Source organism: Arthrobacter sp. R3-55 (assembly GCF_054161505.1).
Window position 1 is genome coordinate 1,047,183 of record NZ_CP096423.1, and the last position, 22,522, is coordinate 1,069,704.

Sequence of the window (22,522 nt, forward strand, 5' to 3'; positions counted from 1 at the left end):
GTGGTCCTTTCGATGGTGCTGTTGCTCATGTTGGCCGCTATGACCGCCGGGTGCAGTGCAGAATCCCAGCATGCGGCGCCTGAGTCCTTCGCTTTTGGAGTCTTGGGCGCTACCTGTGAACCCCAACGCCTCGCCGCCCTTCGCGAAGCCGGGGTCTCGATCGTCGAGCTGCCAGTGGCCTGGGACCGTTTCGAGCCACGCAGGGGATGGGTGGACAGCCAGTATGCAGGCGAAGTCGTGGCACAGCTGGAGCAGTGCCGTCGTGCAAGCATCAAGGTGATTCTGTCGCCCGGCCTGCACTACGCGCCCACTTGGGTGCGAGGGCTGCCAGGGGGTGAGCTGAGAGGAAGCGAGGGAGGCGTTGCACGGAGCGGCGGAGCCGAACTCATCTTCAGCTCCGAAGTGAGAAATGCCGCCCAAAGGTATCTATCGCGCCTCGTCTCGGTATTGGCGGCAAACCAAGGTCTGGAGAACATTGCAGCAATACGGGTCGGGACAAACTCCACCGGGGAGTTGGGCTACCCGGGGCCCGGGGCTGGCGGCAATGACAGGGAATTTTGGGCTTTCGGCGATGCACCCCAAAAGGGCTATGGCTTGGCTGAGGGTGTACCGCTCTCTCCGATGCCCGGATGGATTCCGGGCTCGGCTGTATGGAATGGGCAGGCTGTGTCAGACCAACAGGTCCATGAGTGGTGGGCCTGGTATGCCGGATCTGCTGTGGACGCAGTGGTGTGGCAAGTCAACGAGCTGCGGAGTCTTGGCTATGAAGGACGCGTACACGTCCCTGTGGCAGGCAGGGGAGTCCTGCCAGCTGACAAAGCAGAAGCTGTCGCGGGGTATTTGGATGGACGGGCGAACCCTGATGATGCCCAGGAACGGGGCTTGGACTATCAGGCCCAGTTCGCCGTGTTGTCCATGGTTCCCGGTGTGGACGTGGACTTTACCGGGTTGGATGACGTTTCGGCGGTCACAGCCCGTTCCGTCATTGATCCCCAAGACCGATGCAGCCCCGGGGACGAAGGGAAAGTGGTCCAGGAAGATGTGTCATCGTGGTCCGCCCACCGTTACACGAGCGCCGTGGCACGACGTGCGGGACTCGGTCTGGTGGGCGAGAACCCCGGTCCCCCCGACTCCCCTTTCACCGGTGGCTCCTCCGTGTCGGACAGTCTTGCCGAACAGTTGAGAGCCGCTCCCGGCTGTGCCGTGGAATGCGGGATGACCATGTTCCTGTTCGGCTTTGAACCGAATCTGTTCGACGACGGCGAAAGTGGCGTCACCCTGGACGACTACAAAGAAGTCATCCAACAGATCTACTGATCCTGACGTCATGTTTGCCGGAGTGCCCTCACTCATTAGGTGAGTCGGTTGCGGACCCTGCTGCCCATTACAGGCTGGACGCGGGAATTTCGAACACAGCTAGCCGTGTTGCTGAAGGATCGATGAGGAGAACATCATGACCAATAACAGCGCTCGCTTCACGGCTGCTCGGCCAACACGCCACGAGGGTTGGCGGAAAAAGCAACTATCTCGTTTCCTGTCGGGCGCAGGCCCCGTGCTCTTGGTACTGGTGTGGATGGCACCCCTCGCCACTCCGGCAGCAGCAGCGATCCCGGTCCAGAGTTCGCTGCCTCTTGCCGGGACGCCTTCTGCCTGTACCCAGAGCGGAGCCACAGGCAGTAGTGCCACCAGTATCTTCGCAGTCACTTCCACCCCCAACGACTCCATTGATGACACCGCAAGCATCCAAGGCAGAATCAACGCGGCCGGCATTGCCGGCGGAGGGGTGGTGAAACTCGCAACGGGAACCTACATCATCAATGGAAAACTGCAGATGCAAAACAACGTAGCGCTGGTGGGCCAAGGGGTGGGGACGATCCTCAAGGCAGGTCCTTCGTTCACGAACAACACCGGACCCGCTGGTGGATATCCCATCGTGACGACAGCGGGTGCAGACAATACAACGCTGTCGCACTTCACTGCGGACCAGTCCGGGGACACCTTGAACGGCAATGTCGCGGGACGCCTCAATGAGTACGTGATTGATGTCCGGGAATCCACGAACTCACTCGTCCAGGGTGTCCACACCAAGAATCCGTTTACCTACTCGATCGCCTTTGTTGGTGGTTCCGGGTGGTGTGTCAGGGATAGCAGTACCCAATCAGCCACCAACGGTAAATACGTGGAGTTGGACGGCATCCACGCGATGAATACCAGTAAGGGTGACATTGTGGGAAACATCGTGGATCAGCGCAAAGGCACGGATGGCGACGACGGCATAGCGGTGCACACATTTGGTGACGAAGACGTGCACGACATCCGAGTCGCCAACAACAACGTGCGGGGAGGCCGGCACGGTGCAGGGATCGATCTCGCTGGAGGATCCGGAGTCATCTACAACATCAATCTCTCGGGCAACACCGTCTGGGGTTCTCCTAGGGGCTTACATGACGCCTACTATGACGGCACCGAGCAAATCCACCACATACAAATCGTGGGCAACACTTTTATGAACAACGACATCAAGACAACGGGCGGCGCCGTTGACTTCGAAAGGCCTGTGACGTACGTGACAATGACGGACAACACTGCGTGCAGCTCAGGGGACTATCGTCTTCCTTCAGGTACAGGAAACATCAGCGCCCGAAATACGTATACAGTGTTGTGCTGATTACAGCGTTGTGCTGATTCCAACCACTGATCCCGTTCATTCCGCGAGGGCATCGGCCAGAGTCACCCGGTTTCGGCCGGAGGCCTTGGCCGCGTAGAGGGCAAGATCGGCTTCACGCAGGAGTTGCTCGCTGCCCGCCCGGTGCCCGTCCGTGAAGGCCGAGACTCCGGCGCTGATTGTCAGGACACCGTCAGGATCCCCGGAGTGCTCGATCCTCAGGGCATGGACCGTGGACCGGACACGTTCCATGACGGCCGCGGCGGTTGCCGGGGACTGGTCGTGGAGGACCAGGAGGAACTCCTCGCCGCCAAAGCGATAGACGGCGTCGGCCTTCCGGACTTCGCGGGCAAGGGTTGTTGCGATGGCTACCAGCGCGGCATCCCCGGCCTGGTGCCCGTAGATGTCGTTGTAGCTCTTGAAGTTGTCCACGTCCACCATGGCCAGGCAGTAGTCGTGGTTATCGCGGCTGTGCAGTAAGAACAGGTCCTCGGTGAGTTTCAGCCGGTTGTGCAGCTTGGTGAGGGGGTCAGTGCGCGCCTGCTCGGCCAATGCCGAACGGTAACGGGCAAGGTCTGCGTGCAACGAGGTGATTCTCCGGGCCGCCAGGAGCCTGATGTGAAGGCTGAACGGGTCCAAGGGCTTGGTGACGTAATCGTCCGCACCGGCTTCCATACCTGCCAGCACATCCTGCCGGGAGCCGTGCGAGGTCACCAGGATGATGTACGTGTAACTGTCCTCCTCGGACGCGCGGATGGCGCGGCAGAGGTCCAGCCCGTTGAGGCCGGGCATCATGAGGTCCGTGACTACGGCTTCGGGGCTGTTTTCCTGGTAAAGCTGCCAGGCCGAGTCGCCGTCCTCCGCTACGATGCACTCATGGCCGGACTGCTCGACGGCGGCCTTGGTGATCATCCGGGAGATCTGGTCGTCGTCGGCGATCAGGACTTTCATGAAGCTCCTTGGAGAGTGCGTTCGAGGGCAAGGTCCACCTGCTCGAGTTCTGTCTGCAACCGCGTCAGGACCGGCATGCCGAGCGATGCCAGGTCCGGCACTGCCTCGCGGCCCAGCCGTTCCAGATCCTTGCAGAGGATTGCGGCACCGGCTGCTCCAATGTTGGAGGCCGCGCCGGCGAGTTTGTGGGCGGCCGCTTCGACGGCGGACCCTTGCCCGGCACCCAGTGCGGTACGCAGGGCTTCCAGGGTAGTTTGGGAGTCTTGCCGAAAGGCCCGGATCGCTTCTGGGAGGAGGCCCAGACCGTCGGCGGGCCCAAGTTCGCGGAGTATCTGCAGTCTGCCGGCGTCAAGAACAGCGGCGCCAGCAAGGACGTCACCGTCAACACCAACGCCGTCAACGCCAACGTTCGACGCCGATGCTGCCGCCGGCGCCTGCGCGACGCCCACCGCAGCCCCGGGCGCGGAGCCGCCCACCGCCGTCGACGTTTGCTCTTGTTCCGGAACCCAGCGTGTCATGACAGCAGCGAGCTTGGCGAGGTCCACGGGCTTGCTGATGTAGTCGTCCATGCCGGCGGCGAAGCAACGTTCGCGGTCCTCGTTCAGTGCCCCGGCGGTCATGGCGATGATGGGAATGCGGGCCGCGTGACCGTTCCTGGCCCGGATGGCGCGGGTGGCATCAAAGCCGTCCATGACCGGCATGTGGCAGTCCATGAGCACGGCTGCGTACTTCCCGGAAAGGGCTGCGGTCACTGCTTTGGCCCCGTCGTCCACAATGTCAACGCTGTAACCCAGCCTGTTGGCCATGCCGCGGGCCACCAACTGGTTGACCTCGTTGTCCTCTGCCACCAGGAGTTTGCCCAGGCGCGGGACCGGCTCAGTCGACGCAGCTGCCTCCACCTGCACCGGCTGAGCAGGGGAACCCACAATCCGGGTGGCCATCAGGCGCAGGAGACGGTTGTAGAACTCTGAGCTTCGCACGGGTTTGGTGAGGTATTCGCGGATTCCTGCGCTGAGGAGGTCGCCCCTTTCCACTTGCATGGTGGAGGTCAGCAGGATGATCCCCGGCGATCCGGCGCCGTCGTTTTCGTCCTTGATTTGGCGTGCCAGTTCCAGGCCGTCGGTGTCGGGCATGCACATGTCCACCACGGCGATGTCATAGGGGTGGTGTGTTAACACGGCTGTGCGGTATTCGTCCATGGCGGCGGCGGCGTCGGCAACGGCTACAGGCTGCATGCCCCAACTGGCGAGCTGCTTTTCCAGCACCAAACGGTTGGTGGCGTTGTCGTCCACCACCAGGACCCTGCGGCCGGTCAGTGTGGCGGGCAAGGTTCCGGTGTCCGTTGGCGCCGGGCCGATGGGAAGCTCCAGGACAAACCAGAATTTGCTGCCCGTGCCCGGTTCGCTTTCCAAACCAATCCTGCCGCCCATCACCTCGGTGAGCCGCCGGGAGATCGCCAGCCCCAGCCCGGTGCCTCCGTAGCGGCGGGTGGTGGAGGCGTCTGCCTGGGCGAACGATTCGAAGAGCCGGTGATGGTCCGCGGCGCTGATTCCGATGCCGGTGTCCCGGACTTCGAACCTCAGGGACGCGTTGTCCGCATCGCGGCTGACCACGGAGATCTGGATTTCGACCTCGCCGGCGGGGGTGAATTTGACGGCGTTGGAGGACAGATTCAGGAGGATTTGCCGGATACGGCCGGCATCGCCCATCAGGCGCTCCGGAACATCGGGATGGCAGTAGGAGATGAGTTCCAGGTTCTTTCCCTGGGCTGCCTCTGCAACCAACCCAGCCACCTCGTCCACCAGGGCCCGGGGGTCAAAAGCGTTGACGTCCAGATCCACTTTCCCGGCCTCCAGTTTGGAGAAGTCCAGGATGTCGTTGATCAGCGTTAGCAGGACTTCGCCGGCGCCCTTGACTCCTTGGGCGTACTGCCGCTGGCCCTCGCTCAGGGGCGTGTCCATCATGAGGGAAGTCAGACCGATCACGGCATTGAGCGGAGTCCGGATCTCATGGCTCATGGTGGCCAGGAACTCGGACTTGAGCCTGCTGGCTTCCAAGGCCGCTTCACGTGCCGCCAGCAGTTCAGCTTCGGCAGCCCGGCGTTCGGTAATGTCGCGGGAAATGGTGGCGACGCCGCGGATTCCGTTCTCGCTGCGGACGGGGGACAGGGTCACCGAGACGGGGATGGTGGCACCGTCACCACGCTTCCGCTCGGTCTCGTAGTTCTGCACTTCCCCGCTCCGGGCAGTGGAATCCAAGGCGTGGCGTTCTTTTTCCAGCAGGTGGACCGGAACAAAGAAGTCACCCTTCCTGCCGATTGCTTCCGACGCCCGGTACCCGAAGATTCGCTCGGCACCGGGGTTCCAACTGGTGATGATGCCGTCCGGTGTTTCGCCAATGATGGCGTCGCCGGAGGAGTTGACGATCGCACCGAGTCCTTCCAGCTGGGCAGTGCGTTCGGCTACTTTCGATTCGAGATCGCGGGTCAGCGTCACATTTTCGACGACGATCAACACCTGCCGCACGATCACGAAGGCCACCACCACCAGCCCGGTGACCAACAGGATGGGGTCCTCGCCAATGGGACGGCTGCGGGAGAAAAACACTGCACTGAAGACGGGCACGTAGGGGAGCAGCTCAAGTGCTGCGGCGTAGGCCCGCCCGTCCTTCCGCGTGCTGTCCGCTTCGGGGAGCAGGGGGCTTAGCCCCACCAGCAGGAAGGCGAGCACCCATCCCAAGGCCAAGGGGGAGCCTGTAACGCCGGCGATGCCTTGAAGGGTGAGGCTCATATATGTCAGGTCGGTGATGGCCAGGATCCAGAAACCGAGGGCCATGCTCAACCACGGCAGCCGGCGTCCGCGGGCTGCGCGCATGGTCAGGACGATGACCACGGAGACCATGAGGACGTCCGCGATGGGGTACGCCATCTGGGTTATTCGGGAGAAGGCATCCTGGTCCGTGGCTGCGGCCAATGGCCCCAGAACGGAACTCCAGGCGATGAAGAAGGTGGAGCTGGCCACCACCCCGGCATCCAGGATGGTGCGGCGAAGGGGCAAGCGCAGCCCCTGGCCCCTCAAGAGGAGGACCAGGCCTATGGACGTGGGCAGGGCGTACCAAACAAAGCCGATATCCGCGAACGATGGGAAGGGATACTGGTGGTCCAGGACTATGCCGTTGATGGTCCAGACGGTTTGCCCTGCGCTCCAGACAGCCAGGCCCGCCACAATGAACCACCGGCCTGCGGAGTTGTCCTTGCGGCGTCTGGCTGCGCGAGTATGGGCAATCAGCGCGGTGAGCGCTGCCAGAAGGATCGCCAGGTCACCGGCGAGTTGCGCCGTCGTCGTTCCTGTTCCGCTTGTCAGGCCGACGGCCAACAGCACCATGCACAACGCTACGGGCACCAGAAAAAGCGGCCATCCGTGCCGTGCCGACGAGCGCATCGGAAGAACCCCGTGCTTCACTCCTGCCACTGAACCCCTGCCTTAGAAAGTGGCCCCACCAAAAGCGAACAACGCGTCTTGCCTGCGCTGAGGAGAGCATACGCCGAAAACACGCCCGAAGAGCAGGGCAGGCCGCAAGGAATCCGGACGTTTCAAGGGCAGCCCCTATAGTTGATGGCTGCAGGCACGCACACCGTGAGGAGATTGGTGATGGTTTACCCGAGGATCGCCAATCGTTGGATCCAGGTCATGTTTGGCCTGTATCTGGTGGCGTTGGCCCTGGTGGTGTTCCTGCCGGCGCGTGAAGCCGGCACTGTGACAGGGTTTGTGGGCGTGATTGCCGGGTGGCTTTCGCTGCTTGGCCTGCCGCTCGAAACCGCCGCAGTAGGCGTGGAGTTCGCAGCCAACATCGTCCTGTTCATCCCTTTCGGGGCGTTCCTCCGCCTCCTCCGGCCAACCCGTTGGAATTGGTGGACCGTGGGGCTGCTCGCCCTGGGGTCGTCGGCGTTGATCGAAACGGTGCAGCTGGCGGTTCCGGGCCGGGTCACAGCGTTCTCGGACCTGGTGGCCAACACCGTGGGGGCCTTGGTGGGCCTTGCGGTGATGAAGAGGCTTGCGGCTTAGAGGTGCTTCCGGAGGATTCCGGCAACATCCTCGCAATGCCCGGCTATCCGCAGGGCAACGTCCCGATGCACAGCCTCGGAGGCGTTGATGGGATCGGGGATGTCGTCCTCGTCACGGAGTCCGGCTGTTGAACGGAGGGCTGCCGCGCGGCTGACCAGACCGGCCAAGGGAGTACTTGTCACTGCGCCGGTCACCGACGCCCAACTGGCAGCCGCGGGAACTGCTGCACCTTCGCCGGCAGGGACATTTGCTGCCGCGCGGGCGAACTCGGCCATGGTGAACGCGCGCTGGGCAGCGCCGGGATACTTCTTCACCAACTCATCGCGCTGCTTGCGGGTCATGGTCAGCACCAGGCTGGCCGCCTCAACAACCTCAGCCGAGATCTGCCGGCCCACCGAGCCATCCGGGTTGCCGCCGTACTCCCTGGACAGGGCAGCCGGGAGGGGCTCCATGGGTGCCCCTGATGCGGCGTGCAGGCCGGCGCTGACCACCTGCAAGTTGCTGACGCCGTGCTTCTGGAGCTGGGCGCGGATCAGTTGTTCGGCCAACGGTGAGCGGCAAATGTTCCCTGTGCACACTGTCAAAATGGACGACGGCGGCTGGGCGCCGTGGTTGGTCACGCTCACAGGGCGTTGGTGCTTTCACGACGACGGCCGCGGCGTTGGTCGGTCAGCTGGACCTGCTCTGTCGCAGCCACGGGACTCGATTCCGCTGCGGGAACGTGGTTGGCTTTGGCCGCTTCCTCGCCGGTGTCCTTGCGGTTGTAGTACGTGTAGTACTGGTACCCGTAGTCCTCGCCCTTGGAGGATTTGCGCGAAACGCCGTTGATGATCAGGCCCAGTGGCCTGCCCTTGACGCGTTCGAGGTTCTGGAGTGCCCTCTTCAGTTGGTCGTAGGTGGTTTTGCCTGCACGGCTGACCACCAAGGCTCCGTCCGTGCGGGCGGTGAGGATCGCCGCGTCGGTGACGGGCAACAGCGGCGGGGCATCCACCAGGACGATCGCGTGCTTGGCGATGTCTTCCAGCAGGGTCCGCATTACGTTGGAGCCCAGAAGTTCGCTGGGGTTCGGCGGTACGGAGCCGGCGCCGAGCACAAAGAGATCGCCGCTTTCGCCCCAGGGCTGCAGGACGTCGTTGAGCGTGGCCCTGCCGATGAGGACATCGGTGAGGCCCACGTTGGCCAACAGTCCGAAGGTCTTGGCAACGGTGGGGCGTCGGAGGTCGCCGTCCACCACAACAACACGTTGGCCGGAGGCTGCGATGGTTTGGGCCAGGTTGGCTACCACCGTGGTTTTTCCTTCACCCGGGAGTGCGGAAGTGACAACGATGATGCGGGGCGGCTCGTCGACGTCCATGAACTGGAGGTTGGTCCGGAGCTCGCGGATGGCCTCGGCTACGGCGTAGTCCTGGTGGTTTTTGTTCTCCAGGTCATTGCCGCCGCGGGACAGCACGAGGCGGTTGACGCCGTCGAAATTGTTGTGGAACGGAACGGTTCCAATGACGGCAACGCCGGTCTCGGCTTCGAGTTGGGCTGCGGATCGGACACGGCGGTCGAAGATGTTCCGCAGCAGGGCGTACCCGATGGCCAGCAGCAGGCCGGCTACAACACCGATCATCAGGGCCAGCCGGGTGTTGGGGGACGTAGGAGTGGTGGGGAGCTGTGCGGCATCGAGCGAGCGGAAGCTGACAATGGACGTTTCGCTGCTGTTGCTGCCCTTTTCGAGCTCTGCAACCTGCTTGGCGACGCCCCTGACCCAAGCCTCGGCGAGGTCCCGGGCACCCTCCGGGCTGCTGGCTTGGGCGGAGAACTTCAGGGTGGCGGTGTCCTGCGGGTTCTGGGCCGAGATCCGGCTGATCAGTTGCTCAGGCGAGGTCCCTTGGAGCTTGAGGTCCTTGATGACGGTTTCTGCCACGGACCGGGATTTTGCGACGTCCAGGTAGGACTTCGCACGGGACTTGGAGTAGCTCTCCCCGGCCATGGCCGTGCCCAGATCCTTGTTGACGCCCACGGAGATGATGCCGCTGGCATCGGCGCTGAAGACCTTGGTTTGGGTCAAAGTCCAGCCGAAAGCGACTATTCCACCCAACAAGGTAATGGCAATCACCGAAATCCAGTGTGCGCGCAGGACCTTCCAATAGTCCGTGAGCTCCATGAAATTGTCCCCCTGATGCTTTGTGGGCGCCGACACGTCGACACAAAAGAACGCAGTTCTTGCACTGCGTTGTAAGTATCGTAACGTGCTGACCTAAAGGGGATACCCACCTCGCGGTGGGATGGGGGGTTTATGAAAAATGCAGGATACTGACTTTCTTCAAATGGGAGCGGTGTACTTCGCGCAGGATCAGCATGGTCTTCAGAGGCATGCAGAATGCGTTTTTGGTGAGCTGAGCATCAGTTCACTTTCGGGGGATTTCACCGCCCTTGATGCAGCCGGTTCTGACGATACCGTGGACATCTATTTCGTAGCATCAGGTCTCATCCGGGATCCGCGCTCGGGGGCGCATCTGCCAGGCGGTGAGTCGGTTGTCGTGGTCCCCGGCGGCAGGGGATTACCGTCTCCGTTCATCGGCGACGCGGACGCCAAACGAATCCGGATCCAGAGAAGTGCGGCGGAGACGTTCGTCCCCCACGCGCTGGACAGCGTCACCATCACTCCCGTCCGCTCACGGCTCGATGATGCTGCTGAGGCCTTCATCGGGGCAATCCTGAATCAGCCCGCCCGGCACGGTTCAGCCATTGAGCTCTATGCCACCGAGCAGATCCTCCTGGAGCTCACGGGTAGCCTCCTGCTTGACCACTGTGGGGTTTCCTGGGATTCCACGTCCTTGACCTCAGTGCTCCGGGACCAGGCCATGGCGGTCATCGCGCAACGATGCGCTGACCGGGAACTGAACCCCGAAGCCGTGGCAAAGGCTGTGCAATCGTCCTTGCGCCGGGTACAGGCCGCATTCGCGGAGGTGGGAAATTCCATTGCGGCGGAGATCCGCAGGCAGCGCGGCAGGTTGGCGCGAACACTGCTCACAGATGCCCGCTATGACGTTCTCAGCGTCCAGCAAATCGCCGAGCAGACCGGTTTCGGGACAACGGCTGCCCTGCGCAGGGCCTTGGATGAGCTGTACGGCTGCGGGCCGCGGGATCTCAGGGAACGCCGGGGGAGTGAGGCTGCAGCGTCCTAAACGCCGCTTGCCGGTGACGGCAGAGGACGTTTCGCGCAGACCTTGAACCGTTCAGCGACAAAGTTACCGCAGGGGCCGAATCTGTCGCTTCCAGCCAAAAATGCGTGGGTAATGTCTATTCCTGATGGGGGAACTCGGCATGTGCTGGATTCCAACCGATGGTTTTCATTCCGAGTTGAAAGAAGAGCAATGAGCGACGAAGTTACCGTTTCCAAGCCGCACTCCCGCCGCGCAGTCGTCAAGGGCGCCGCCTGGTCCGTGCCCGTTATCGCCGCCGCCGTGGCTGCTCCGGCCGCTGTAGCGTCCGTGAACACTTTGAGCCTTGCCTTCACGGCTTCAACCACGGACCTCCTCAGCCTCAACCTGCTGGATGGCGGCGGCACGCTGACCGCTCAGGCCCTGGTCACCGTTCCCACCATCCTTACGTTCACAAACGGTCCGGGCGGGGTAACGGAAACCGCTACCGTCACTGTCTCGGTTGCGCGTCCTGCCGGCATCAACATCACCGTTGGACGGGCTCGCGGTTTCGGCGTCTATTCCTTCGACGGCGCCCTCACCACTGCCGGCCAGCGCACAGCTGTATACCAGTCGGCTCCCATCGTTGGACAGTTCGGTTTCCCGGCCACTACCTGGACCAACAGCGTACCCGTCACGGTCGCCAGCAACGGCACGCTGAACGTTCCCATTGTCTTTGGACTGGCAGGTACCAGCACTGGACTTGCCATCAGTGCTTTGGCAACGTTCCCTGTCACGGTAACCGTGGTTATTGGCGGCCGTACCTTGACCGCTACGAGCAGCATCTCCGTCCCGGTTGGTGCGGGTCTGCTCTAGGCCTTTTTATAAACTACTGCGAAAGCGCGTCAGTCCTTGGGCTGACGCGTTTTCGTGCGTTCCAGTAATGCGGATTAGGGTATTTGAAGGCCGCCAACAGAATAACTTTCGCTTGGTGTGGCCTGCTGATCTTAGGTGGGGGAAATGCAAACCGATGACATCCTGATCGATGCACTGGGCGGTTTAGTCAGGATTCGATTCGATTTTTCGGAACAACAGGTTGATGCAGGCCGACTTGGAAAACTCCGGAGCCCCTGGTCCGATGCACTTGCCAAAAATAGCGATGCTCGTGGCGTTGAGGATAGCGTCCCCGGACTGCTTTGGCCTTTCCCGGACGACGACGGACTCCCAGGTTCCGTAGCGGAGCTTTCCACCCGCACAACTTTGGCAGCCATCGAGGCACAACGGGGCCGCCTGCTGATGCTGCATGCTGCCGGAATTGCCCACCCCTCCGGCAAGGTGCTGGCGTTCATCGGTCCGTCCGGCAGGGGCAAGACCACCTTGGCGCGGCACCTCGGTGCGGAATACGGCTATGTCACCGATGAGACCGTTGGCATCGAGGCCGATGGCACAGTGCACCCCTACAGGAAACCACTTTCGGTGATCCGGCCCGGTGCGATGTACAAAGAGCAACTGGCCCCTTCTGCCCTGGGTCTTGGCGGGCTCCCGGCTGCCCCGCTCATGCTGGCCGGGTTGGTTCTGGTGTCCCGGCTGGATGGTTTCACCGGGGAGCCCGGGATCGGCACCTTGGGACTGTGCGAGGCCCTGGTAGCGATCGTCCCCGAGATCAGCTATCTGGCCGACATGGACAAGCCGCTCCAGACCATTGCTACCCACGTAGACCGCTGCGGCGCCATTCGGCAGGTCATTTACCGTGAGGCACATGAGGTCCTGCCCCTGGTCCCTGAGTTGTTGACGCGGGAACAACCCGAGGCGTGGGAGGCCGTCCTGCCCATGGAGGAAACGGTCGGCGTGCGGAATCCCCTGGCAGCGGAGTCGTACGTTCCTGCCTCCGTTCTGGACGCAGTGGAAGCCGGTGGCCTGACCGCCATCCTGGATGGAAACCGCGTTGTGCACGTCTTGGATGGCGTGGGCCCGCTGGTCTGGAGGTCGATTTGCGAGGGCCGTGATTTTGATTCGCTTGCCCGAGAGGTGGAGTTCGAATTCGGTGCTCCCCCTGAACAGAACCTCGACCAAGCGGTGGTGCAGGTTCTCTCGACTCTTGCCGATGCGGGGCTGCTCGTACGCATCCCGGCCACGTAACAATGGCGCCCGTTACTACGCAAGCTGCCCGCCGGCGTCGTCGATTGCTCCGTTCACCGTGGAGCCACGCACTGCTGGCGTTGATCCTGGTGGCACTGGTCCAAGGCTTCCTGGTGAAGATCTACCATGTGCCCACAGGCTCCATGGAGCAAACCCTCAACGTGGGCGACCGCGTGTTGGTGAACCGGACCGCCTACTTCGCTGCAGCCCCCGAACGCGGGGACGTGGTTGTCTTCAGCAAGCCGCCAAGCTGGGGGCCGGCACCTGACCGCAGCTTCCTGCGCAGCAGTGTGGGCTGGTTCGGTGAACTGACCGGCATCGGCCCGGGCAACACGGAGTATTTGGTCAAACGGATCATCGGGGTGCCTGGTGACACGGTTGAATGCTGCGACGCCGCCGGCTCGGTCATGGTCAATGGTGACGTTATCGGAGAACCGTATGTTTATCAGGATTTTCCGTTGCACCCGGGCTCACTTGACTGCTCGACGGCGGTAAACTCGCCCCGCTGCTTTGAGCCGCTGCTCCTCGGCGAGGACCAATACCTAATGTTGGGTGACCACCGGTCAAACTCGGAAGACTCCGTTGCAGCCTGCAGGAATCCGGCAGCCGCTGCCGACTGCGTCAGGACTGTCCATCGGGGGGAAATCACGGGGCGGGTGGACTGGCGGGTCTTTCCCTTCGACACGTGGGGACCACCGGAGTAAGGCCAGGCGTCAGGCGGCCCGGGTTGCCCTTGAGACCGAGCGGTACCGCGCGTACAGCAACAGGCCCGTTACGGACTCCACGACGGTAAGCCCCAGGAAAAGCACCGCCAGGGAGTCGCTCCAGAGAATCAAAGCCACGCTGACCGCGAGATACAACAACGAAGACACGATCCGAATCCAGAAGACCTGGCCCACCATCCCGGCCCGCCGCAGGTACGTGAAGGGCAGCGTCCCCGGGATGCTGACCAGTTTCCAGAGGCAGGCCAGTGATAGGGCGCCGAGTGTCACCACGTTCCACGCGGAGCCGAACAATGCCTGGAAGACGCCAAGGACTTCCAGGACCAGAATGAGCGCAATGGCCACGATGCTGAGGGCGGACATGCCCAAGGCGAGACTCTTGGATTCCGCTCCGAGCAGCCGCGTCCGCATGTACCCCAGGATGGGTTGAAGCGCGCCGAGGACAGTGATGGTGGCCTTGAGGGCAACAGCTTCCTCATCCCGCTGAAGAAGGTACACAGTTGCTACGATCCCCAACGGAACCAGGGCCACCATAGCGGTCTCAAGGGTGATCCAGGCCGTTGGCGCAAACCGTGGCCGGCCCAATGCTTTATACGGGGTTTTCAGGGCGCGGATTGCGATCGCGGCTGCCATGGATGCGCCCAGGACCGCGACGGCCCACGGTGAATCGTGTAGTGCAAGGATCATGGCGGTTCCGGCGCCAAGGACCAGCGCGGTGGCAGTCAACGCCTCCATCTTCCACCCGGCCGTGTAGGCGGCATGCATCCGGCCTATCTGCAGGGCCACCATGGCGCACGGCAAACCAAAGGCCAAGGCTGCAATGGAGCTTGGGAAAATCATCATCGCCAGCGTTCCCGCGACGCCCAGGACCGTAGCCCACGCCGGGATGTAGGTCTTCTCGGCCAATTGCGAATCGGCCATCCGTGGTTCCAGGAGGCCTGCTGCAATGACACCGGCGCAAAAGGAACCGATGCTCAGGATCAGGGCTATATGTGCCTGTCCTTCCAGGGCGAACAGCCTGGCTGCAACTGCTTGGAATGCTGCAGGAACGATCGCTGTGACAGCTCCTGATGCGACCATGACCAACGATTGGAGCACGCTGCTCCGGGTGGCCGTAGCAGTGGTCATGCTTTGATGCCCTGGACGGCATTGTGAAGGCTCTCACCCAAGGCCGTGTAGGCCTCGCCCGTGTTTGCGGCGGCACGGTTGACTGCTGCGTCGTATTCGGTGCGGGCGACCTCATCGGTCAACAGGCGTTCAACCTGGGTGTGCACAGTTTCCGGATCAAAGGCGAAGGCGTTGTGGACGAAGTCTTTGAGCCCCAGATCCTCGAACGCCGCAAAACCTTTTCGCTCATAGGACAGATGAACAACGTAATGGCCCGCTTGCAAGGCCATGAGGGCAGCATGCAACCGCACGGCTACTACTACCCGCTTGGCGGATGTGCCCTCCAGCAAGTCCCCGCGGCTGAGGATCCGCCGCGGTTCGAGGCTCTGCATGGGGGAGAGGTCCTGGTTTCCGCCGGTCTGGCTTTGCACGTATCCGTCGAACGATCCGAGCAAGCCCGCCAGCTCAACGATCGGCGCGGGAAGGCCGCCGCGGAGGTTCCTGACCGAATACACGGGAGTAGGTTCCACTGAATGTGTGGTTCGCGCCGCAACGCGCAGGACTGCCATGTCGGGCACACGCCCGACGACGGTCGGCAGCCCGAGCTCCTGGACGGTGCGCTCATCGCGTGCCCAGACGCGGCTGAGGCGGCCCAAATGCCGCCGGAACCAAGGGGCGCTGGCCAGTCGCAGGGGACCGATGCTCTGCGGAAGGTAAACAACTTTCGCCCCGTGGCGGCTCGCCGCCCGCAGCTGCACGCCATGGACCAACAGTGCTTTGGCAAGCTCAATGCAGTTACCGCCGCGGAGGTATCCACCGCCAACGCCCACAATGAGGTCGAAGCTGCCAAGGCTTCCCAGGGTGGCCAAATAGTCGCGGTCATAGCCCCGGAGGCTCGGCTTGCTTCGGCGCAGCGATACACCCGGGAGATCAAAACTGTCGGGATCCGAGGCACACAGTGTGAGATCGATGGGCTCGGCGGGGAACGTCGAGTTGATGAGTTCGATTGCCTCGGTGACCAGCATGCCGTCGCCAATGTTGTCGGCGCTGTAGCCGTGGAGAATCAGGACCTTCATCGCTGCAACACCTTCTCGTAAACCGCGGTATGCGCCTCAACGCTGGCATCCCAGCTGAATCGCCGTGCCCAGGCGAGGCCGGCCGCGCGGGCCTGCTCTGTTGATGCGGAACTGCCGAGGGCCCCTGCAATGCCCCGGGCGATTGATTCAGCATCGGTGTCCTCGAACAAGAGCGACGGACCAGCAACTTCCTTCAGGGACCCCCGGTCCGAACAGATGACCGGGGTTCCGGAGGCCAATGCTTCGAGAACGGGGAAACCGAAACCCTCATAGAGGCTTGGGAACGCAAAGAGTGCGGCATGCTGCATGAGCGCTACCCGCTCGTCATCGTCGACAAAACCCAGATATTCGATTCCGGCAGACTCGATTGCCGCCATGGGTTCAGTGGCGTTCCACGCCGGCTTTCCCGCGATCACCAGCTTCACCCCCAGGTCCTTCAGTCCGGGGAGTGCGAACGCCCGGACAAGTTCGATCAGGTTTTTCCGGGGTTCTATGTTTCCGAGGTACAGGACATAGGGGGTGGATCGAAGATGTTGAAGCCGTTCCCCGAGGGCCCGAGGCCGGGCAAAGTATTCGGTATCAATGCCGTGGGGAATCGTCGTGATGAGTGCCGGATCCATCCCGAACACCTGGGCGACATCGTCTGCGCTGGACTGGGAGACAGTGATGACTGCATCGGTTGAGCGGATGGCCCGTTGTACCCGGGTTCGCCAGATTCTTTCCTGCTGCGCTGACCTGGCCGTCGTGATCCAGCGGCTGGCGACGCCGTGGACGGTCACCACAGAGGGGGCGCGGGTAGGCAGCAAAGGGCCGGTGTCAGCACTGTAGTGCAGCACCAAGCCTGGCTTTGCGGGCACCGTGAGACCCTGCCAGGTCTCCATGAGGGCAGTCAGCGCCGCACGCTTGGAGGACCTGAGTTGGCTGATCTCGACGCCCCTGAGCTCAAGCCCTTTGGCGATTTCCCGTGCATAGGTGGTGTTCCCGCCGACGTGGCGGGAGAGAATCCGGGAGGGGAACGACACTTGCTTGAGTCGGTTCAACGATCAGGCCCTTTCAGGTCATAGAGGTCACGAAGCGCAGTGTGCAGGGTTGAACGATTCATGCGGGCCAGCAAGCTGCGGTTTGCCGCCAGCGCCAGCTCTTTTGTTTCGGGGTGGTCCAGGATGGCGGCCACCAGCCCGGCCACGCCGTCCGCGTCCTCCGCTTGCATGAGGCCCGAACCGTCCAAAGCGTTGATCCTGCGCGCTGCAATGGGAACGCCCTGGGCGGCGGCATCGAGAACACTCAGGGGGAAGCCCTCATAGGCGGCGGTATGGACGTAGACAGTGCTGGACGCCAGGGACTCAGCCACTCCCGGATTGTCGAGCCAGCCCGTCACCTCTATCCCGGCCTCTTCAAGGGTCCTCCGTAACTCCGGATCCCCGTCCCCGATCCATTGGAAGCGCACGGAGGGAACCATGCCCCGCAAGGCAACAGCAACATCCCTGAAGAACGCCGGGTCTTTTTGCCGGGCGATTCTTCCCGCCATCGAGACCACTGGTATCGCCTGGCTGGTACGCGGATGGGGCTTTGCCGGGCTGGATTCAACCGGGCTGGAGTCAACCGGGCGGGACTCTGCTAACCGGGGAGCGACGGTGGGCAGGTTTGGGATGGCAACGCACGTGGCTGCCGGGCTGAGGGCGCGGACCAGCTTCTCTTCGTGGGCAGACAGTGTTCCGAATTTCCAGGTCCTCCGGGCAAGGAACCTCTCGGCATTTCGATAGATTGCCCGCTTGGCTGGGGAAGTGTGGGGGTCGTCGTGCTTGAAACAGTGGGGTTCGTAGACCACCGGTGCAGGGAGGCGCCTGACTCGGGTGTAGAGGCCGGAGAAGCTGGAGTGGGCGTGGACCACGTGGGGCTTCAGCAGTTTGACGGCGGTACCTACCGTGGAAATGCGTTTAAAGAGCCCTGTCCCCAAATCGTGGTGCTCAACTGCCAAGCCCTGCCACACAAGGGCTGGCTGCCCCTCGTGAAAGGGTGACAAAACCAAGTGGGTGAACTCTTTTGGGCTGTTTTCAATGTAGCTTCGAACAGCCTTTGGCACCCCGCCTTCCACACGGTCCACCACGTGAAGAATCCGGCCGGAATCACGGTTTAGCAAACGGCACCTGCTTCGGTGAACCCAAGGTCCATTTGTTCATTGAGGGACTGGTAATAAGCCCATGCCAAAAGTCCATCATTGTCCAGCTCCCCCATTCATCGGCGCATCAGATGTAGACTCCCGGCCCGTGGTAGTTCCTCACCTGAATTTGGATAGGAGGAGGTAGTCGCAACGGAGCCTGTCTGGTGTACGGCCAAAATCAAGGATAACCGATCCCGGGGCGTAATCGGCTTTGTGCAGATTGTTTACTGTAAGCGACCTGACTAATCTGCCGGTTTGAATTGCGGTAGATTTATCAGGACTGAAAATTGCAGATGCGCGCGTGAATACCGAGCTGTTCCACGCCGTTCACACGGGTCCCAGGGGAGGACGGCGAATGACGAGCTGGGTAGCTGTTGCCTATGGCGCACTGGACCTCCGTGGCTGGCACGAAAATCAGACAGACGTTGAACTGATGCTCTTGGCAACCACGCCGTCGGAGCCTATGGGCTTGGCCGGCATGCCGGCAGCCCTTTGGCGGAAGCTCATGGGTGATCCGGTGCCGGATACAGCGCTCGATGATGTTGAGCGGGACTTGGTCCGCGAGTTTGCGGAAGCCGGGATCGCTTCCGATGATCCTTCGCATCCATCACGAATCTTCGAGCTCAGGGTTCCGTGGATGTCCTCGCCCATCCACGAAATGGTCTATGCACTGGTAGCCAGCGTCGCGCGGGACCACGGAGTTGAGGCCGTATCCATCAAGGGCCCTATGCTTCACCGCCAAGGACTGCGGGAGCGGGAGCACTCCGGCGATGTGGACGTATGGGCTGATCCCACACGTCTTGAGATATTGTGTGCCGCGCTTGAGGCATGGGGATGGAACAGCAGGACGGATCAATGGTCCGGTCTTTCCTTCAACCATTCGGTGGCACTTGAACCCGGTTCCTGGGGCTGTGAAGTGGACGTGCACCGGCACATCCCAGGATGCGCGGATGACGACTCAGCCGTTTTTGCCAGGGTGAAGGAAAGCTCCCAAGCCGTCCTGGTTGCGGGGGTTCCGATGATGACGCCCGATCTCCCGGCACACTCTGTCATCTTCGCCCTTCATGATCTTCGACCGGAGGCGAGGCATGGGAAAACGGCGGTTGGAGCTGAGGAGCACGCTGAAAAGCTGAGGCTCGGCGGAGAGGCAGTGCTCCAGTTTGCCGCCAGCGTGAAGGCTTCTGCCGTCCTGGAGCCTGCCCTTCGACTTGCCTTTCCGGGCGCCCATCTGCGGATAGACCATGAAATCCCCTTGAACTGGAAATGGCGGGAGAGCAGAGGATGGTGGCGGGCCTACTGGATGATCTTCAGGTCGCTTCCAGCCCGGGAACGCCTGCTGTTCATCCGGAGGGCAGTGTGGCCCCAAGCCGAGGTCCTGGCAGCTTCCGACGACCGCGCGGGCCGTTCCTCACCAAGTCTCATAGGTGCCAGGTTCCGCAGGATTGCGAAGCTTTTCCGCTGGTAGGAGCGGGCGTTCGACGAACGAGTATTGCTGGAATGAAGTGCAGATGATCGGCAGTGGGCCGAGGAGATTCAGGGGCGTTTGTATGGGGAAGCAGATCAACCAAGGTGCGGGTGCATCGAGCCGCACCGTCCTGGCACACGGCAAGGATGCATCACTGGACGAGCCTCCGGTGTTGTCACTGGCAAAAGCTGATTCCCTCAAGGGCTTGCTGACGTCGGGACCGTGGTTCCAGCGCCTTATGCTGCTCAGTGTTGTCTTCATGCCGTTTCAGTATGCGCTGACTGTTCCGGTGGGTTTCCCGCTCAAGATCAGTGAAGTTCTCGGTGTCCTTGGCGTCGCCGGTTATGTGCTTGGCCGGAAAACCACCCGGAGAAAGCGGGATCTTGCCAGTGTGGCTGTGGCCGTTCTCGCCATTGCCACTGTCTTCTCCGCGTTGGTCAATCTCACCCCGGGCAGTGGCGGCCTCAGATCTGTTGGATATGACAGGGGGTATGAAACCGACCTGCTTCTGTACAGCGGATACGCCCTCTTGGCGCTGTGTTATTGGTCGGTCCTTCGGAGAGTGGATCGACGTAAAACGGTGCGGGCGGTTGTGGCGTCGATCTGGCTCTGTGGGGTGGCAGTCCTGATGCAGTGGGCCTCTGCCCTGTCGGGGAACACGCAACTGATTGGCTTCCTTGGCTTCCGGACACTGGGTGTGGATGAGACCGTGGAGACCCTTCGGTCAGGCCCCTTCCTGGAGGGACAGCACCTGGGCTTCTTTGCCGGTGCCGCAATTCTGGTGGCCCTTTACAACAGAAGCTACCTGGCTGCGGTGGTAGCGGCACTGTCAATTCTGTATTCGCAATCGACTACGGCCTATGCCGGCCTTGCTGCGGGAATTGCCCTGATGGTCATCCTTAAGTTTTCCAAGGTGGTGGTTCCCTTGATCGCAACGGCACTTGTTGCGATTCTGGCACTGCTCTTTTCGGACAGCCTGAGGACCATCCTGGGCAGGCAACTGGCAAAGATTGGATTTACCCAGTTCGCTCCGGACTACCAGTACGCCACAACGTCCTTGAATCTGCGGGGAGTCAAATCCCAGATTTCCTTTGACATGAGTTCTGATAATCCAATTTTTGGCGTTGGCCCCGGTCGCTATGGCGCCTACTTCGATCAATACGTCAGCGGTCGTCAGTTGCCTTGGATTTACTCCACGGACCAGACACGTCCCATTGCCGAGAACGCATATGCGCACGTGGCAGCCGAGCTTGGTTACGTGGCGCTTATCGCTTTTGGACTCCTGATTGTGGTCCTTCTGTGGCGCAATTTCCGGAATGCGTCATTACTGGGGATGCTGGCTGTTTTCACAGCACTCGGGGTTTCCACTCAGTCATCATGGACGTTCCTGCCGATCTGGACCTTCTTCGCCCTTCTTGCAGCCGAAGACGGTGAACCCAACAAAGCGTTGACAGAAACACCGGACGCCGGGAATGCCAGGGCAACGGCCCCTGCGGCACCCAACTGAACCCGGGCCCGCAGGCATTGAACCAGGGCTTCATCCGCAGGTTCAATAAGCCCCGTCCTTGCCAACCACAGCCTTGGCAGTCCGGAAGAGGATGATGATGTCCTGGGCCAAGGACCAGTTCTCCACGTAGTACAGGTCAAGACGGATTGATTCTTCCAAGGAGAGATCGTTCCTGCCGCTCACCTGCCACAACCCGGTCATGCCGGGCTTGACCAGGAGGCGCCTGACGGAAGCAAAGTCATACATCTCCACTTCGCGGGCTACCTGGGGACGTGGGCCAACAAGGCTCATGGTGCCGTTGAGTACGTTGATGATTTGGGGCAGTTCATCGATGGAGTAACGCCGGATCCATGCACCCAAACGGGTGACTCGCGGATCGTCCTTCATCTTGAAGAAGATGACGCTGTCCTGGCTCTGGGCTTGGAACGCCTCCAGTAACGTCTCCGCATTGTTGCGCATGGAGCGGAACTTGATCATCTTGAAGGACTGGCCGCCTTTGCCGATCCGTTCCTGGAAGAAGAAGGCCGGACCGGGGCTGTCCAGTTTGACCAGGATGGCTATGACCAGCATGGGCACCGCCAGCAGCAGCAACAACATGGACGAAAGGCATACGTCCAGGGCCCGCTTGGCGAAGGCTTTCATCCCACTGAGTTTGGGCGTCGTGACATGGATCAGGGGAAGTCCGGCAACCGGCTGCATGTGGATTCTGGGACCGGAAATGTCCGTGAGCGCTGGAGCTACGATCATGCCAATATCGCGGGCAGAGAGCGCCCATCCCAGTTGACGCAGGAAGGCCGGCTCCAAGTGTGCTCCACCGCAGACCGCCACGGTGTCTGCTCCGGATTCCCCAATGGAGTCGAGGACCATGTCCACGCTGGGGGAGGAGCCAAGAACGGGCAGGTTGGTTGGAGCGGTTGATACTGAATCCGTGAGCAGGGCGGCCACTGGTTGGTATCCGGACACGATGTGTTGATTCAGCTTGTCCGACAAGTGGTTGACGTTATTGGGCGCACCGATCAGGAGCACCTTGTGTAGATTCCGTCCCTCGAGCCGGCTTCGGTGCAGGTTGCGTCGTTGGGCGAAACGGACCGCAAGGAGCAGGATGACGCCCAAGGGCAGGGCCACGGAGACGTATCCTCGTGCCGTCTGCAGTTGGAAGACGTAGGAGACCACGGCCAAGCAGCCGAAAAGCCACAGCGATGAAACGGCAACGCGTTTGTATTCGTCGGTTCCGGTGCCGAGGACTTTGCGATCCCTCGTTCCGCCGAACTCGAGTGCGGCTGTCCACGTGAGAATGAGGACGATGGAGAGCGTTGAGTAGGACAGCTCCGTGTCTCCGCCGGCAACAGTGACGTCCGCTGTGCCGAACCGCAGCAGGTGGGCGCCACCGACGGCGATGACCACGCAGGCAAGATCAAGAAACCTCATCTTGATGCTCTGGGAGCGCAGCCACGTAGAGCCTGCTGCGAGAGCGACGTCGCGTGAGGCAGATACAAAAGTTGTCATGGGGGTCAGCCCGTGAATTGCTGGGTGG

At 61.8% G+C, this 22,522-nt stretch carries 18 protein-coding genes; 9 read left to right on the forward strand and 9 right to left on the reverse strand.

The features are described 5' to 3' along the window. Window positions 1–1,317 carry a hypothetical protein gene (locus tag M1D51_RS04990; RefSeq protein ID WP_458108758.1) on the forward strand — a complete coding sequence of 439 codons (1,317 nt, stop codon included), beginning with the start codon at window positions 1–3 and terminating at the stop codon, window positions 1,315–1,317. A 136-nt stretch (window positions 1,318–1,453) separates the two neighbouring features. Continuing rightward, window positions 1,454–2,668, forward strand: coding sequence for a hypothetical protein (locus M1D51_RS04995; RefSeq protein WP_458108759.1), 1,215 nt, complete (start codon window positions 1,454–1,456; stop codon window positions 2,666–2,668). A gap of 36 nt (window positions 2,669–2,704) precedes the next feature. Here M1D51_RS04995 and M1D51_RS05000 read toward each other — a convergent pair whose 3' ends face one another. Next, window positions 2,705–3,616 carry a GGDEF domain-containing response regulator gene (locus M1D51_RS05000; protein WP_458108760.1) on the reverse strand — a complete coding sequence of 304 codons (912 nt, stop codon included), beginning with the start codon at window positions 3,614–3,616 and terminating at the stop codon, window positions 2,705–2,707. Next, complete coding sequence (locus M1D51_RS05005; protein WP_458108761.1) at window positions 3,613–6,999, reverse strand: response regulator; 3,387 nt, start codon at window positions 6,997–6,999, stop codon at window positions 3,613–3,615. Before M1D51_RS05005 ends, M1D51_RS05000 begins: the two co-directional genes overlap by 4 nt. 267 nt (window positions 7,000–7,266) lie before the next feature. Here M1D51_RS05005 and M1D51_RS05010 point away from each other — a divergent pair, with 267 nt between their 5' ends. Further along, window positions 7,267–7,680, forward strand: a complete 414-nt coding sequence (locus M1D51_RS05010; protein WP_458108762.1) for a VanZ family protein — start codon at window positions 7,267–7,269, stop codon at window positions 7,678–7,680. On the opposite strand, the gene M1D51_RS05015 is transcribed toward M1D51_RS05010, so the two are convergent. Continuing rightward, a complete protein-coding gene (locus M1D51_RS05015; RefSeq protein WP_458108763.1) occupies window positions 7,677–8,306 on the reverse strand; it encodes an arsenate reductase/protein-tyrosine-phosphatase family protein in 630 nt (209 codons plus the stop codon). The genes M1D51_RS05010 and M1D51_RS05015 overlap by 4 nt on opposite strands. Further along, window positions 8,303–9,832 carry a tyrosine-protein kinase domain-containing protein gene (locus M1D51_RS05020; RefSeq protein WP_172324212.1) on the reverse strand — a complete coding sequence of 510 codons (1,530 nt, stop codon included), beginning with the start codon at window positions 9,830–9,832 and terminating at the stop codon, window positions 8,303–8,305. Before M1D51_RS05020 ends, M1D51_RS05015 begins: the two co-directional genes overlap by 4 nt. Window positions 9,833–9,971: 139 nt before the next feature. Between M1D51_RS05020 and M1D51_RS05025 the strand changes: the two genes are divergently transcribed. From M1D51_RS05025 to lepB, 4 genes are all read left to right on the forward strand, one after another. Beyond that, window positions 9,972–10,856: a helix-turn-helix domain-containing protein gene (locus M1D51_RS05025; RefSeq protein ID WP_458108764.1), complete on the forward strand. Its 885-nt coding sequence runs from the start codon at window positions 9,972–9,974 to the stop codon at window positions 10,854–10,856. A gap of 189 nt (window positions 10,857–11,045) precedes the next feature. Further along, the gene (locus M1D51_RS05030; RefSeq protein ID WP_458108765.1) at window positions 11,046–11,687 is read left to right on the forward strand and encodes a hypothetical protein; all 642 of its coding nucleotides are present in this window, start codon (window positions 11,046–11,048) and stop codon (window positions 11,685–11,687) included. A 144-nt stretch (window positions 11,688–11,831) separates the two neighbouring features. After that, a complete protein-coding gene (locus M1D51_RS05035; protein WP_458108766.1) occupies window positions 11,832–12,950 on the forward strand; it encodes a hypothetical protein in 1,119 nt (372 codons plus the stop codon). Between the two features lie 2 nt (window positions 12,951–12,952). Continuing rightward, window positions 12,953–13,654 (forward strand): signal peptidase I, encoded by a 702-nt coding sequence (lepB, locus tag M1D51_RS05040; RefSeq protein ID WP_458108767.1) that lies wholly within the window; start codon window positions 12,953–12,955, stop codon window positions 13,652–13,654. A gap of 9 nt (window positions 13,655–13,663) precedes the next feature. Here lepB and M1D51_RS05045 read toward each other — a convergent pair whose 3' ends face one another. From M1D51_RS05045 to M1D51_RS05060, 4 genes are read right to left on the reverse strand one after another with little or no spacing between them, the layout of a single operon-like run. Then, a complete protein-coding gene (locus M1D51_RS05045) occupies window positions 13,664–14,800 on the reverse strand; it encodes a hypothetical protein (RefSeq protein ID WP_458108768.1) in 1,137 nt (378 codons plus the stop codon). Continuing rightward, a complete protein-coding gene (locus tag M1D51_RS05050) occupies window positions 14,797–15,855 on the reverse strand; it encodes a polysaccharide pyruvyl transferase family protein (protein WP_458108769.1) in 1,059 nt (352 codons plus the stop codon). The genes M1D51_RS05045 and M1D51_RS05050 overlap by 4 nt, the downstream gene beginning before the upstream one ends. Further along, the gene (locus M1D51_RS05055) at window positions 15,852–16,877 is read right to left on the reverse strand and encodes a glycosyltransferase family 4 protein (RefSeq protein ID WP_458108770.1); all 1,026 of its coding nucleotides are present in this window, start codon (window positions 16,875–16,877) and stop codon (window positions 15,852–15,854) included. Before M1D51_RS05055 ends, M1D51_RS05050 begins: the two co-directional genes overlap by 4 nt. 14 nt (window positions 16,878–16,891) lie before the next feature. Next, window positions 16,892–17,833: a glycosyltransferase gene (locus tag M1D51_RS05060; protein ID WP_458108771.1), complete on the reverse strand. Its 942-nt coding sequence runs from the start codon at window positions 17,831–17,833 to the stop codon at window positions 16,892–16,894. A 538-nt stretch (window positions 17,834–18,371) separates the two neighbouring features. Between M1D51_RS05060 and M1D51_RS05065 the strand changes: the two genes are divergently transcribed. Continuing rightward, window positions 18,372–19,481, forward strand: coding sequence for a hypothetical protein (locus M1D51_RS05065; RefSeq protein ID WP_458108772.1), 1,110 nt, complete (start codon window positions 18,372–18,374; stop codon window positions 19,479–19,481). A gap of 82 nt (window positions 19,482–19,563) precedes the next feature. Beyond that, a complete protein-coding gene (locus M1D51_RS05070; RefSeq protein ID WP_458108773.1) occupies window positions 19,564–20,988 on the forward strand; it encodes an O-antigen ligase family protein in 1,425 nt (474 codons plus the stop codon). 42 nt (window positions 20,989–21,030) lie between these two features. On the opposite strand, the gene M1D51_RS05075 is transcribed toward M1D51_RS05070, so the two are convergent. Next, the gene (locus tag M1D51_RS05075) at window positions 21,031–22,494 is read right to left on the reverse strand and encodes a sugar transferase (protein WP_458108774.1); all 1,464 of its coding nucleotides are present in this window, start codon (window positions 22,492–22,494) and stop codon (window positions 21,031–21,033) included. Between the last annotated feature and the right edge of the window lie 28 nt (window positions 22,495–22,522).

Coding starts and splice junctions, on each gene's coding strand:
- M1D51_RS04995 (WP_458108759.1), top strand. CDS start 1,454: ATGACCAATAACAGCGCTCGCTTCACGGCTGCTCGGCCAACACGCCAC.
- M1D51_RS05000 (WP_458108760.1), bottom strand. CDS start 3,616: ATGAAAGTCCTGATCGCCGACGACGACCAGATCTCCCGGATGATCACC.
- M1D51_RS05005 (WP_458108761.1), bottom strand. CDS start 6,999: ATGGTGCTGTTGGCCGTCGGCCTGACAAGCGGAACAGGAACGACGACG.
- M1D51_RS05010 (WP_458108762.1), top strand. CDS start 7,267: ATGGTTTACCCGAGGATCGCCAATCGTTGGATCCAGGTCATGTTTGGC.
- M1D51_RS05020 (WP_172324212.1), bottom strand. CDS start 9,832: ATGGAGCTCACGGACTATTGGAAGGTCCTGCGCGCACACTGGATTTCG.
- M1D51_RS05025 (WP_458108764.1), top strand. CDS start 9,972: ATGCAGGATACTGACTTTCTTCAAATGGGAGCGGTGTACTTCGCGCAG.
- M1D51_RS05030 (WP_458108765.1), top strand. CDS start 11,046: ATGAGCGACGAAGTTACCGTTTCCAAGCCGCACTCCCGCCGCGCAGTC.
- M1D51_RS05035 (WP_458108766.1), top strand. CDS start 11,832: ATGCAAACCGATGACATCCTGATCGATGCACTGGGCGGTTTAGTCAGG.
- lepB (WP_458108767.1), top strand. CDS start 12,953: ATGGCGCCCGTTACTACGCAAGCTGCCCGCCGGCGTCGTCGATTGCTC.
- M1D51_RS05045 (WP_458108768.1), bottom strand. CDS start 14,800: ATGACCACTGCTACGGCCACCCGGAGCAGCGTGCTCCAATCGTTGGTC.
- M1D51_RS05050 (WP_458108769.1), bottom strand. CDS start 15,855: ATGAAGGTCCTGATTCTCCACGGCTACAGCGCCGACAACATTGGCGAC.
- M1D51_RS05065 (WP_458108772.1), top strand. CDS start 18,372: ATGACGAGCTGGGTAGCTGTTGCCTATGGCGCACTGGACCTCCGTGGC.
- M1D51_RS05070 (WP_458108773.1), top strand. CDS start 19,564: ATGGGGAAGCAGATCAACCAAGGTGCGGGTGCATCGAGCCGCACCGTC.
- M1D51_RS05075 (WP_458108774.1), bottom strand. CDS start 22,494: ATGACAACTTTTGTATCTGCCTCACGCGACGTCGCTCTCGCAGCAGGC.